Annotated in this window: 13 protein-coding genes; 9 read left to right on the forward strand and 4 right to left on the reverse strand. The window is 68.3% G+C overall.

Going from position 1 to position 12,517, the window contains the following annotated elements; translation table 11 throughout:
• Nucleotides 1-39: 39 nt before the first annotated feature.
• Entirely contained in the window at nt 40-825 is a 786-nt protein-coding gene (locus tag IBJ06_RS07180) for a methyltransferase (protein WP_292158711.1), read from the reverse strand.
• Nucleotides 826-1,114: 289 nt separating this feature from the next.
• On the opposite strand from IBJ06_RS07180, the gene IBJ06_RS07185 reads away from it, so the two are divergent.
• Nucleotides 1,115-1,585, forward strand: a complete 471-nt coding sequence (locus IBJ06_RS07185; protein WP_292158713.1) for an Hsp20 family protein — start codon at nt 1,115-1,117, stop codon at nt 1,583-1,585.
• Nucleotides 1,586-1,656: 71 nt separating this feature from the next.
• Here IBJ06_RS07185 and IBJ06_RS07190 read toward each other — a convergent pair whose 3' ends face one another.
• Genes IBJ06_RS07190 through IBJ06_RS07200 form a run of 3 tightly spaced genes read right to left on the reverse strand, consistent with a single transcriptional unit; the run spans nt 1,657 to nt 3,042 of the window.
• Nucleotides 1,657-2,190: a Smr/MutS family protein gene (locus tag IBJ06_RS07190; RefSeq protein WP_292158715.1), complete on the reverse strand. Its 534-nt coding sequence runs from the start codon at nt 2,188-2,190 to the stop codon at nt 1,657-1,659.
• A complete protein-coding gene (locus tag IBJ06_RS07195; protein WP_292158717.1) occupies nt 2,174-2,422 on the reverse strand; it encodes a helix-turn-helix transcriptional regulator in 249 nt (82 codons plus the stop codon). The genes IBJ06_RS07190 and IBJ06_RS07195 overlap by 17 nt, the downstream gene beginning before the upstream one ends.
• Nucleotides 2,423-2,445: 23 nt before the next feature.
• Entirely contained in the window at nt 2,446-3,042 is a 597-nt protein-coding gene (locus tag IBJ06_RS07200; RefSeq protein WP_292158719.1) for a DUF2975 domain-containing protein, read from the reverse strand.
• A gap of 465 nt (nt 3,043-3,507) precedes the next feature.
• Between IBJ06_RS07200 and rdgB the strand changes: the two genes are divergently transcribed.
• The 8 genes from rdgB to IBJ06_RS07240 all read left to right on the forward strand — a co-directional run bounded on the left by rdgB (nt 3,508) and on the right by IBJ06_RS07240 (nt 12,515).
• Nucleotides 3,508-4,110, forward strand: a complete 603-nt coding sequence (rdgB, locus tag IBJ06_RS07205) for an RdgB/HAM1 family non-canonical purine NTP pyrophosphatase (protein WP_292158721.1) — start codon at nt 3,508-3,510, stop codon at nt 4,108-4,110.
• Entirely contained in the window at nt 4,103-5,254 is a 1,152-nt protein-coding gene (gene hemW, locus IBJ06_RS07210; RefSeq protein WP_292158723.1) for a radical SAM family heme chaperone HemW, read from the forward strand. Before rdgB ends, hemW begins: the two co-directional genes overlap by 8 nt.
• 42 nt (nt 5,255-5,296) lie before the next feature.
• Nucleotides 5,297-6,178: a 16S rRNA (cytidine(1402)-2'-O)-methyltransferase gene (gene rsmI / locus IBJ06_RS07215; RefSeq protein ID WP_292158726.1), complete on the forward strand. Its 882-nt coding sequence runs from the start codon at nt 5,297-5,299 to the stop codon at nt 6,176-6,178.
• Nucleotides 6,179-6,195: 17 nt separating this feature from the next.
• On the forward strand, nt 6,196-6,606 hold the full coding sequence (locus tag IBJ06_RS07220; protein ID WP_292159379.1) for a YraN family protein: 411 nt from the start codon (nt 6,196-6,198) through the stop codon (nt 6,604-6,606).
• 15 nt (nt 6,607-6,621) lie between these two features.
• Entirely contained in the window at nt 6,622-7,566 is a 945-nt protein-coding gene (gene gshB / locus IBJ06_RS07225; protein WP_292158728.1) for a glutathione synthase, read from the forward strand.
• Between the two features lie 67 nt (nt 7,567-7,633).
• Nucleotides 7,634-9,211 (forward strand): YifB family Mg chelatase-like AAA ATPase, encoded by a 1,578-nt coding sequence (locus tag IBJ06_RS07230; RefSeq protein WP_292158729.1) that lies wholly within the window; start codon nt 7,634-7,636, stop codon nt 9,209-9,211.
• 34 nt (nt 9,212-9,245) lie between these two features.
• Nucleotides 9,246-10,754, forward strand: a complete 1,509-nt coding sequence (locus IBJ06_RS07235; protein WP_292158730.1) for a response regulator — start codon at nt 9,246-9,248, stop codon at nt 10,752-10,754.
• Between the two features lie 36 nt (nt 10,755-10,790).
• The gene (locus IBJ06_RS07240; protein ID WP_292158732.1) at nt 10,791-12,515 is read left to right on the forward strand and encodes an MFS transporter; all 1,725 of its coding nucleotides are present in this window, start codon (nt 10,791-10,793) and stop codon (nt 12,513-12,515) included.
• Nucleotides 12,516-12,517: the final 2 nt, after the last annotated feature.

Here is a 12,517-nt window from a genome sequence, read left to right on the forward strand (position 1 = left end):
AGCCAGCTTCGCAGGCAGGGTCAAAGCCGCCGTGCGGGATCATTCCGGCTTACGGAACCGCAGGGTCATCCGGTCGCTTTCGCCGATGGCGTCATAGGCGGCCCGCTCGGCCCCGGTGAGCACGCGGCCGTCACCCTCGCTGCGGCGCACGGGCGGCAGGGTCCAGACGCCGAACGGGTGGCTTCGGTCATCGGCGGGATTGGCATTGAGATCGCTCGAGGCATCCAGCACGAAGCCGGCCCTGAGGGCGGCGGCGATGACATAGGATTCGGGCACATAGCCGGTCGCTGAGCTCTGATCGACGTCGACTCCCTCCGGCGCGCGATGCTGCTCGACCGCGAGGATGCCGCCGGGTTTCAGGCCGGCGAAAAACAGGGACATGAAGTCATCCGTCCGCCCGGCCCTGTGCCAGTTATGAAAGGCGCGGGCCACCAGGATAAAGTCGGCCGAGCCGTCGGCGACACCCAGGCCGTCCTGGATGCGGTTGACCGGTACATAGGTCCCCCCGGTGGCGGCGGCATAGGGTTCAAGGATCTGCGTCCACCAGCCATTGGCTCCGGGTTGGATCTCGACCACCGTCATTCCCGGACGCAGACCCCAGAAGGTCAGGCTTTCGTACGGACGGCGATGGACGTCTCGAGCCCTGTCGGCCTCGGAACGGGTGTCCGAGGCGATGGCCGTCTTCAGCACCTCGTCTTCCTGGATCATGGGCTGGACCAGGGCCCGGTCCTGGGTTGCGCGAGACGTCTGGGCCTGGGCCGGCATCGCCAGGGCCAGCCCCCCCGCGATGGCCATCAGTACGGGCAAGCGAAGGACGTGGGTCATGGGACAGATCCGGTCATGGTGAAGAGGTTGCCTGCCAGCCTTAAGGGGCTGAGCCCCGAGGGCAAGCACGATGGGCCGGAAGCGGGTGGATAAATCGTCGCGCCGGAAAATGCGCGAGGTGTCGACCGAGCCCTTGACGACGCCGTCGGCCACCCCAAATCCCTGATCGGGAGTGCCGATATCGGGCTCCCGGGACGAGCGGCGCCGCACAGCGGGTCGTATCGCCCATAACCCCGCCGTCCGGGCAAATCGCCGGGCGGTTCAACCTTGCTGATCCCAGGAGGATGATATGCGTACCTATGACCTGACCCCCCTCTACCGTTCCGCCGTCGGCTTTGACCGTCTGGCCGGTCTGCTGGAAAGCGCCGCGCGCACCAGCGAGGCGGGATGGCCCCCCTACAACATCGAGACGACCGGCGAGAACGCCTACCGGATCGAGCTGGCGGTGGCGGGCTTCTCTCCCGACGAACTCACGATGGAGGTCAAGGAGAACCTGCTGACCATCACCGGCCGGAAAGCGAACACCGGCGAGGACCGGACCTATCTGCATCGCGGCCTGGCCGAGCGTGACTTTGAACGTCGCTTCCAGCTGGCCGACTATGTGATGGTGACCGAGGCCCGTCTGGTGAACGGCCTGCTGACCGTGGATCTGAAGCGCGAGCTGCCGGAAGCGCTCAAGCCCCGCCAGATCCCGATCGCGACCGGCCCCTCGGCCATCGAGGGCAAGGCTGAGCCGAAGATCGAGAAGAAAGCGGCATAAGCCCTCCGCTCTTCTTGCAATCCCAATGACCTGCGGCCCGGAGGTTCAGCCCTCCGGGCCGTTTTCATGCGTCAACCCCGCTTGAGGGTGATGTACCAGGCACCGTCCCCTCCATGGCGGCGATGCGCCGGAGCATAGGCCGCCACGACACCGCGCAGGGCATGACCGCGCAGCCATTCCGGCAGGGAGGCGCGGATCACCCCCTCGCCGCCTCCGGCCCTGCGACCATGTCCTGTGATGACCAGCACCACGCGCAGGCCCCGCTGATGCGCGCGCAGCAGAAAACCCGTCAGCACGTCCTGGGCCTGGAACCGTCCGTGGCCGTGCAGATCGAGACGCGCTTCAATGGGCTCCCGCTCCCGCGACAGGCGGCGGTGGCGTCGCGGGTCTATATCGGTCGGGGCAGAGAAGGATCGCGGCGTGGGTGAGGGCCGGTCGGACGCCGCCGGGCCGGACGCGGGGCGGGGGGGCGGGGTCGGCGCGGTCTCGACAGCCATGGGCGGCAGGACCGGCGTGCGCCGGGGAGCCAGGGGCGTGACGGTTGACGCCACCCTCTGCCACAGCCGCTCTCCGTCCTCGGCGGGTCGATCAGATTTGCGGGTCATCGCCCGGTTCATCCCCCATCCCGGCCGGCCCCGGGTCGCGGGACAGGAGATCACCCGGCTGGCAACCCAATTCGCGGCACAGGGCGTCCAGCGTCGAGAAACGCACGGCGCGGGCCTTTCCGGTCTTGAGAATGGACAGATTGGCCACGGTCACGCCCACCCGGTCGCTGAGCTCCGTCAGGGACATGCGCCGCTCCTGCAGCAGTCGATCAAGTTGGACGCGGATGGCCATGGGGGAACTCTAGTCGATGCAGATCAGATCGTCAGTTCGGATTCGCGTCTCAGCCGGGCTCCCTCGCGAAAGACCTCGGCGAGGACGAACACCACCAGCACCGAAAAGGCCGGGGTGACCAGGTTGAACAGGCTGGGCGGGTCCATGATGCCGCGGACCAGGCGCGCGACCAGAAACTGGCCCAGCCACACGCCGCCGGTCACGATCGCGAGGATATAGCCGACCTGTTTCAGGCGGCTGACATTGTCGGGATGGAAGGGATCACCCAGCGTCAGGGTGCGGAAGATGCGCCGCAGATGGCGCAGGATCAGGGTGAAACCGCCGAAATAGCCGACGAAGGCCCCGATCCCGAACAGGGCATGGGCGCGGGGAAGGGGAATGCGGGTGCCGCCCGTGTCGGAGGTAACCGTCAGGCCGACCTGATCCATCGGAATGATGGCGACCACGGCAAAGACCAGACAGGTCAGCAGGGTCAGGAAGATGAGCAGGCCGTAGGTGATATCGAGGGCGGTCTTCAGCAGGCTGGAGACGGAGCCGGGGCCGAGGGCCCGAAAGCCGGGGAGACCATGTCCCAGGCGGGTGCCGAAGCGGGAGGCGAAACGAAGCGAAGGTGGGCGCATCGGAAATCTCGCCGGCCGGATCGACAAGGACGCGACCAGGGGCGATCGCCGCGCGGGTACCGGCCGTTCAGGCCCGCGCGGATTTCACAATCGCGGTGTTTGTCTGCAGCGTCAAAGTCGGGGACTTCAAGGCGGGCCGGATCAGAAGGACTGAACCAGAATGGCCACAACGGCGGTCGGCAGGGCAGCCACCAGGGCGACATTCAGGATGATGTGACCGATACGGTCCATCAGCATGGTAACAGGCATGGCGTTCATCATATTTCTCCATCTTGCCCTGAGAGGGCTGGTTTTGCGTGTTTTTGTTTAGATCAGCAATATGGTTGCGGTATGAGCCGTTGGCAAGAACGCTGCAACCCCGCGTCCTTGAAATAATAGATAGCCCTGCCTCGTGAAAAAATCACGTTACATATCGTTTAACGATGTTAAACTTTGGCAATCCCGCCGGCTTGGAAGCGTCGCCACATGAATCTCAAATTAATCAAAGGGATGCGGTTGCTGGTCGCCACCCACAATCCGGGCAAGGCGGTCGAGATCGCGGCCCTGCTGGATGGAAATTACGACATCGTCACCATGAGTGAGCTGAATTTGCCCGAACCGGACGAGACCGAGACGACCTTTTGCGGCAATGCCCTGCTGAAAGCCCGGCATGCCGCCGAGGCCTCGGGGCTTGTGGCGCTGGCGGATGACTCCGGCCTGTCCGTGCGGGCGCTGGACGGGGCCCCGGGGATTTTTTCCGCGCGCTGGGCCGGTCCGGACAAGGATTTTCCCCATGCCATGGCCAAGGTCGAGCAGCGGCTGGAGGAGATCGGTTCTGACGACCGCATGGCCTGGTTCACCTCGGCCCTCGCGGTCGCCTGGCCCAAGGGCCCGGCCGTGGTCGTCGAGGGTCGGGTCGACGGCACCCTGACGTTCCCGCCGCGCGGGGCGCGCGGTTTCGGCTATGATCCCATCTTCGTCCCCGAGGGCCACGCCGAGACCTTTGGTGAAATGGAACCGGCCTTCAAGGACGGGATCAGCCACCGGGCCCGGGCCTTTGCCCTGCTGAAAGACGCCCTGATTGACTGACACGCCCGACGGTCTGGCTCTCTATGTCCACTGGCCATATTGCGCGCGCATCTGTCCCTATTGCGATTTCAATGTCGTGCGGGCCCGGGGACGCGAGGCCGAGATGGCGGGGCTGGTCGCGGCCTTGCTGACTGATCTGGAGGCACAGGCGACGCGGATCGGCCCTCGTCCGCTGGTCTCGATCTTCTTCGGCGGGGGGACACCCTCCCTGATGCCACCCGAGGCCGTAGCCGCGGTGGTGCAGCGGGCCCGGTCCCTCTTTCCGATGCCCGGCGACATCGAGGTGACGCTGGAGGCGAACCCCACCGATGCCGAAGCGGACCGGTTCGCGGCGCTGGCCGGAGCCGGCGTCACCCGGCTGTCGCTGGGGGTGCAATCGCTGGACGACGCGGCGCTGAGATTCCTCGGACGAAATCACTCGGGGGCCGAGGCCCGGCGGGCCGTGGCGCTCGCCGCCCGCCATTTCCAGCGTCTCTCCATCGACCTGATCTATGCCCGGCCCGGCCAGACGGTGAGTGACTGGACCCGTGAGCTGCTCTGGGCGCTGGAGAGCGGGTTCGAGCATATTTCGCCCTATCAGCTGACCATAGAGCCCGGCACCGCTTTCGGCCGGGCTGTGGCGCGCGGGGCCTGGACGCCGCCCGACGACGATCTGGCGGCCGACCTCTATGAGGCGACACAGTCGGTTCTGGGGTCGGCCGGGTTCGAGGCTTATGAGGTGTCGAACCATGCGCGCGGTGTGGCCGCCCGGTCGATCCACAATCTGCATGTCTGGCGGGGCGGCGATTATCTGGGCCTTGGGCCGGGCGGGCACGGGCGGCTGACGCTGGACGGCGTGCGTACGGCCACCGTCGCCCACCGGGGTGTGGCGGACTATGTCGCCGGGGTCGGGTCGGGTACGCTCTGGGCCGAACAGACCGCCTTGTCCCTGGTCGAGGCGGCTGAGGAACGGGTGCTGCTGGGCCTGCGAACCGTCGAGGGTGTGCCCCTGGCCATGCTGGCGGAGCTGGGGCTGGGGCCCGCTGACGGCCCGCTGGCGCAGTTGATCGAGGACGGATTTCTCGTCCTGTCGGAGGGGCGGGTGGCGGCGACCGCCCGGGGCCGTCCGATGCTGGACAGCGTATTGAAAGCCCTGCTGACCTGATCCCGGCTTGAGCCGTGCCCCCGGTGCTGGCACGGTCCATCAATGACCGACCCCGATCCCTCCCGCCTGTGGTCCGGAACCGCCCCGCCGCCGCGTCGGGTCGACCCCGGCCTCTATGTGGTGGCGACACCCATCGGCAATCTGCGCGACATCACGCTTCGGGCGCTGGATGTGCTGGCTGCCGCCGATCTGGTGCTGGCCGAGGACACAAGGGTTAGCGCGCGCCTGCTGACCGCCTATGGCATCCGGGCGCGGCTGGAACGCTGCGACGACCATGCCGCCGCGCGGGCCATTCCGGGCGTGCTGGAGCGGCTGGAGTCCGGTCAGGTGGTGGCGCTGGTGTCGGATGCCGGCACGCCGCTGGTCAGCGATCCGGGCTATGCCGTGGTCAGGGCGGTGATCGAGGCGGGGCTACCGGTCTTCCCGCTGCCGGGCCCGTCCAGCCTGCTGGCCGCGCTGACGGGGGCGGGCCTGCCCAGCGACCGGGTGCTGTTCGCCGGGTTTCTGCCGGCGAAGCCGGGCGCGCGCCGTACGGCACTGGAGGGGCTCAAGGTGCCCGGCCAAACGGTGGTGGTGTTCGAAAGCGGTCCGCGTTTGGCGGCCTCGCTCGCCGATATGGCCGAGGTGCTGGGTCCGCGCGAGGCTGTCGTCGCCCGCGAACTGACCAAGCTGCACGAGACCTGGGTGCGCGGCCCGTTGGACCGCCTTGCGGTCGACCCGCGCTGTCAATCACCGAAGGGCGAGATGGTGGTGGTCATCGGCCCGACCGCTGAGGTCGCGCCGGATGAGGCGACGCTGGATCAGGCCCTGACCGCCGAACTGGCCGACCGGTCGGTATCAGAGGCCGCCGCCCGCGTGGCGGCCAGCCTCGGCCTGCCAAGGAAGCAGGTCTATCGGCGGGCGCTTGAGCTGTCGGGCCAGTGAAGGAGCCGGTGACCCCGATCGCGCCCGACCGTCGCGAGGGGCGCACGCGCAAGGGCCGGCTGGCCCATAGCGAAGGCCATGCGGCGGAATGGACGGCGGCGGTCTGGCTGATGCTCAAGGGCTATCAGATCCTGGGGTTCCGGCTGAAGACCCGCCACGGCGAACTGGACATCCTCGCCCGCAAGGGACCGGTGCTGGCCGCCGTCGAGGTCAAGCGCCGCGGGACGCTGGCCGCCGCCATCGAGGCGCTCGGCCCGGTGCAGCACGGCCGGCTGGTGCGGGCCGCAGGGGCGGTCCGGAAATCGCGGCCCGGCCTGAAGGGCCTGACGCTGCGGCTGGATCTGATCGCACTGGCGCCGGGGCGCCTGCCGCGCCATATCCGGGGCCTGGCCGCCGAGACCGATCTCGACGGCCGCTATCGTCTCTGATCCGAAAGGTCCGTCATGCTCAAGGTCGCTATCCAGATGGACCCGATGGAAGCGGTCGACATCGCCTCCGACACCACCTTCCTGATGGCCCTGAGCGGACAGGCGCGCGGTCACCGGCTGTGGGTCTATGATTTCCGTACCCTGGCGCTGGAGGACGGGCGGCTGTTCTGCCGGGCACGCCCCGTCAAGGTTCAGGAGAATAAGGGCGACCACGCCACCTTCGGCGACTGGGTGCGGCTGGATCTGGGCGCGGACGTCGACGTCGTCCTGATGCGTCAGGACCCGCCCTTCGACATGGCCTATGTCACCGCCACCTATCTGCTCGAGACCATCCATCCTCGCACCCTGGTGGTCAACGACCCGGCCGAGGTGCGTTCGGCACCCGAGAAGCTGCTGGTCGCGCAGTTTCAGGGCCTGACGCCGCCGACCCTGATCACGGGCGACGTGGTCCAGCTTTCCGACTTCCACGCCCGCCACGGGGATGTGGTGCTGAAGCCCCTGCACGGGGCGGCAGGCTCGGGCGTGGTCAGGCTGAAGGCCGGGGACCCCAATCTGGCGGCCCTGGTCGAGATCCACGCCATGGGATCGCGCGACCCGCTGGTCATCCAGAAATTCCTGCCGGCCGTTTCGGCGGGCGACAAACGCATCCTGCTGGTGGACGGCGAGCCGGTCGGGGCCATCAACCGCGTCCCGCAAAAGGACCAGGTGCGCTCCAACCTGCGCGTGGGGGGCACGGCCCGGCCGGTCGATCTGACCGCGCGCGACAAGGAAATCTGCGCCGCCATCGGCCCGACGCTCAAGGAACGCGGACTGATCTTCGTCGGCATCGATGTGATCGGGGACTGGATGACCGAGATCAACGTCACCTCACCCACGGGGGCGCAACAGCTGAAGCGCTTTACCGGCATCGATGCGACCGAGCGCATGTGGCAGGTGATCGAGGCCAAGCGGGGCGGCTGACCCAGCGCATTTGACAACCGGCGTTCGTTCATGATCTGTTCCCATTCGCGGGAGCGGAGGGACGGCCATGGTCGCGCGGGTGGTGACGGTTGCGTTCGACGGGGTGGATGCCCGGCGCGTCGATGCCGAGGTCCAGATTCTGGGGGGAGAGGGCACCCAGGCCAGCTTCACCCTGGTCGGCCTGCCCGACAAGGCGGTGGCCGAAAGCCGCGAACGCGTGCGCGGCGCCTTTGCCGGCATCGGCCTGGCCCTGCCGTCGCGGCGCATCATCGCCAATCTGGCCCCCGCCGACCTGCCCAAGGAGGGCAGCCATTTCGACCTGCCGATCGCCCTCGCCCTGCTGGCCGCCATGGGGGTAATCGCGCCGGATGCGCTGGATGGCTGGGCCGCGCTGGGCGAGCTCAGCCTCGACGGACGGATCGTGCCGGTCAGCGGCACCCTGCCTGCCGCCGTTGCCGCCAACGGCATGGGGCTGGGCCTGATCTGCGCCGAAGCCAATGGGCCCGAGGCCGCCTGGGCCGGCCCTGAGGTAGCGGTGCTGGCCCCCCGCTCGCTGATCGGCCTGATCAACCATTTCAAGGGTAGTCAGGTGTTGGCCGCCCCGCGCCCCGGCCCCCTGAAGTCGAACGGCCCCGTGCCCGATCTGAACGAGGTGCGCGGGCAGGAAGGGGCCAAGCGCGCGCTCGAGATCGCGGCGGCGGGCGGGCACAATCTGCTGTTCATCGGCCCGCCCGGCTCGGGAAAGTCGATGATGGCCCAGCGCCTGCCCGGCCTCTTGCCGCCGCTGACGCCAAAGGAGTTGCTGGAAACCTCCATGGTCTGGTCCATGGCCGGGCTGATCGAGCGGGGTGGTCTGACGCGCGAACGGCCCTTCCGAGCGCCGCACCATTCGGCCTCCATGGCAGCCCTGACCGGCGGCGGGCACCGGGCCAAACCGGGCGAGGTCTCGCTCGCGCACAACGGCGTGCTGTTCCTCGATGAACTGCCCGAGTACTCGCCGCAGGCCCTGGATTCGCTCCGTCAGCCGCTGGAGACGGGCGAGGTGATTGTGGCGCGCGCCAATGCCCATGTGCGTTATCCGGCGCGGGTTCAGCTGGTGGCGGCCATGAACCCTTGCCGCTGTGGCCTCGGCGGGGCGGGCAAGGGGGCGTGTGGCAAGGCCCCGCGCTGCCAGAGGGACTATCAGAACCGCATTTCCGGCCCCCTGTTTGATCGCATCGACCTGACGGTCGAGGTGCCGCCGGTGACCGCCGCCGACATGAGCCTGCCCGCCCCCGCCGAGGGCACGGCCGAGGCGGCGGCCCGCGTCACCCGCGCCCGCGAAATCCAGGCCGCCCGGCTGGCTGAAGCCGGCCACGAGGGGGAGGCCGTCATCAACGCCCATCTGGCGGGGGCCCTGCTGGACCGGTTTGCCGCGCCCGATGCCGACGGGCGGGCCCTGCTGATGCGGGCGGGCGAGGCCGGGGGACTGACCGCGCGGGGCTGGACGCGGACGCTGCGTCTGGCGCGCACCATCGCCGATCTCGACGGATCGGACGGCATTCTGCGCCGCCATGTGGCCGAGGCCCTGATCTATCGTCATAGCCGCATGGACGCCGAGGCCCAGTTCAATCGGGCGACCGCCGTGGCCCACGGCCCGGCTTGAGCGGGCGTTAAGAGGTCGGCGCTAGTCTTGCCCGATGACGTCGCCCGCCGCCCCGCCCGGTCCGCAAGACACGGATCCCGCCGTCCGCTTTCTGCGGCTGATGAGCCATGAGATGCGCACGCCCCTGAACGGGGTGATCGGCATGCTGGGCCTGCTGTCCGACAGCGGTCTCGATCCGGCCCAGAAGGCCTATCTGGAGGCAGCCCGGACCTCGGCCGACCATCTGCTGGGGCTGGTCAATGATCTGCTGGACTATGCCCGGCTGGAGGCCGGCAGCCTGGAGTTCGACCTGGCGCCCGTGGCCATCGACGATCTGGTGCGCGGGGTCGCCGAACTGCTCAGCCCGCGGGCCCACGACAAGGGGCTGGAGATCGCTTGGAGCGTCGCCGCCGATGTGCCGATGGTGCGCGCCGACGAAGGACGGCTGCGACAGATCCTGTTCAACCTGGCGGGCAATGCGGTGAAGTTCACGCCGAACGGCGGGGTGTCGATCACCGTCAGCCGATCCGGCGATGGGGCGCTGGCCTTCGTCGTCGAGGACACCGGCCCCGGCGTGCCCGAGGCGGCCCGCGCCCGCATCTTCGAGGAATTCGGCCACGCCGACAGCACAGACGCCACCCGCCACGACGGGGCCGGGCTGGGGCTGGCGGTGGCGCGGCGGCTGGCCGAGGCCATGGGCGGCACACTGTCGGTCGACGACCGCCCGGGCGGCGGGGCCCGATTTGTGTTCGAGAGCCGGTTCGATCCGGTCCCCGGTGAAGCCGGACCGGCGGCACCCCTCGGCGGCCTGAAGATCGCTGCGGCGGGCACCCATCCGTTCACGGAGGCGGCTGCCACGGCCATGGCCGAAGCGGCGGGGGCCATATCGGTCGAGCCGGAGCAGGCCGCTCTGGTACTGGTCGATGACGACGGTCGGGCGGAAAACCAGATCCTCGCACCCCGCCCCGACAGCCGCCATGCCGTGATCCTGCTCCGACCCGGACGGCGCGACCGCATCGCCGAATATCGCGCCGCCGGATTCGACGGCTATCTGATCAAGCCCCTGCGTCCGGCTTCGCTGGTCGCGCGGGCTCTGGCCCTGACCGGCTCCGGGACCCGCCCGGGCCCGGTGCCCGACACGGCCGAGGATGACCGCCTCGTTCGCCCGGCCTTCCCCGGCGTGCGGGTGTTGCTGGTCGAGGACAATCCGGTCGGCGCCCTGCTGGCCACCACCTTGCTGAAGCGTCAGGGCTGTGTGGTCGAGACGGCGGCGGGTGGCGAGGAGGCGCTGGGGGCGCTGGAGCGGGCCCGGTTCGATCTGGTGCTGATGGACATGCGCATGCCCGGCATGGATGGGCTGACCGCCACCCGGGCCCTGCGCGCCCGGGGCGATACCACGCCCGTGCTGGCCCTGACCGCCAACGCCTTTGCCGACGACCGCCGCGCCTGTCTGGAGGCGGGCATGGACGACCATCTGACCAAGCCTCTGGGCCTGGAGACCCTGACCGCCGCCCTGACCCGCTGGACGAACCCGCCGGAGCGCGCCAAGGTCGCGTCCGGATAGGGACGGTTATCGCCGTCCTGAGGAAGGGCGATCGGAATGAGCGCGGATACGACAGAGCGTCGGCTTTCAACCTGGGAGTTCGTCAAGACGCTGAAAGAGCGGCGTGTCGCGGTCATGCTGCTGCTGGGCATGGCCGCCGGCCTGCCCTTCTTCCTGATCTTCGACACCCTGTCCGCCTGGCTGCGGCAGGAGGGACTGTCGCTCCAGACGATCACAGCCTTCTCGCTGGCCACCCTGTCCTATTCCCTGAAGTTCGTCTGGGCGCCGGTCGTCGACCGCGTGAAAATACCGATCCTCGAACCACTTCTGGGCCAGCGGCGGTCCTGGATGGTGCTGATGCAGATCATCATCATCCTCGGCCTGTGGCTGATCGCGGGGTCCGATCCGGAGATGAATCTGACGCGCGTGGCCCTGCTGGCGGTTCTGGTTGGCTTTGCCGGAGCGACACAGGACATCGCCATCGACGCATGGCGCATCGAGGTGGTCGACAAGGCCCGCTACGGCGTGATGGCGGCGGCTTATCAGTGGGGCTATCGCGGCGCCATGATCACGGCCGGCGCGCTGCCGCTGTTTCTGGCGGAAGCCTTCAGCTGGAACCTCAGCTATGCGGTGATGGCGGCGATCATGTTCGTGGCGATCGGCGCCGTGCTATTGGCACCCCGTGGCGGCGAGGTCCGGGTCGCCCTGTTGGCCGACGACGGCCTGCCCAAACGTCCTGCGCCGGAAGCCGTGGAGTGGGTGGCCAGGCTGCTGCTCATCCTGTCGGGAGCCCTGCTGGCCGGCTCGGGACTGGCGGCCAATGGTGCCTTGCTGGCCAGCGTCGTCAATCTGCTGGGTGCGAGCGATGCGGGGGCCGAGGCCTTCAGGACGGCGTGGGAGGCCCGGCCGAACGGCATCTTCCTGCAATTCGGCGGGGTGGTGGCGGGGTTGGGTCTGATTGCTCTGGCCTGTCTGCCCATACCCGGTGTCGTCACGCGACCCGGTGCCTATCTGCGACGGTCCTACGGCCAGCCGCTCGGGGACTTTTTCCAACGCTTCGGGATGAAGTTCGGGCTGCTGATCATGGCGCTGATCTGCCTTTACCGGCTCTCCGACTTTGTCCTGAATCTGATGAATCCCTTCTATATCGACCTGGGTTTTAGCCTCACCCAGATCGCGGAGGTGCGTAAGGTTTACGGGGTCGTTGCGTCTTTGGCCGGCATCGCCTTCGGTGCCTGGATGGTGTCCCGCTTCGGCATCATCAAGAGCATGGTGATCGGCGTCTTCGCCAGTCCCCTGTCGAACCTCGTGTTCATCTGGCTGGCGGTCTCAGGCCCGGACATGGCGGTGCTGTATGGTGCCATCACCATCGACAACTTTGCCACGGGCATCGCGGGCACCGCCCTGATTGTCTACATGTCCAGCCTGACCAGTGCCGGGTTCACCGCCACGCAGTACGCCCTGTTCAGTTCGCTTTATGCCATCTTCGGCAAGATCACCGCGTCTCAGTCCGGCCGGATCGTGGAGGAGACGGCGCGCGTGGCGGAGGCGGGAGGATTCAATGCCGGCCTGCGGAGCTGGTTTGCAGGTCTGCCGCAAGGGTCGTTGGTTGAAGGCGCGGCTACGGCGGGCGTGTCCGCCCCTTCTCTGGGGGCGGGCTATGTGACCTTCTTCCTCTATTCCGTGTTGATCGGTGTTTTCGCCATCGGGCTCGCCTTCATCGTGGCGAAGCGCCAGCCCGAAATCGAGGCGCGGGCCAGGCCCGAGGGGGAGCCCACCTGACC

This window comes from Brevundimonas sp., from assembly GCF_016742135.1.
Taxonomy (GTDB): Bacteria; Pseudomonadota; Alphaproteobacteria; order Caulobacterales; family Caulobacteraceae; genus Brevundimonas.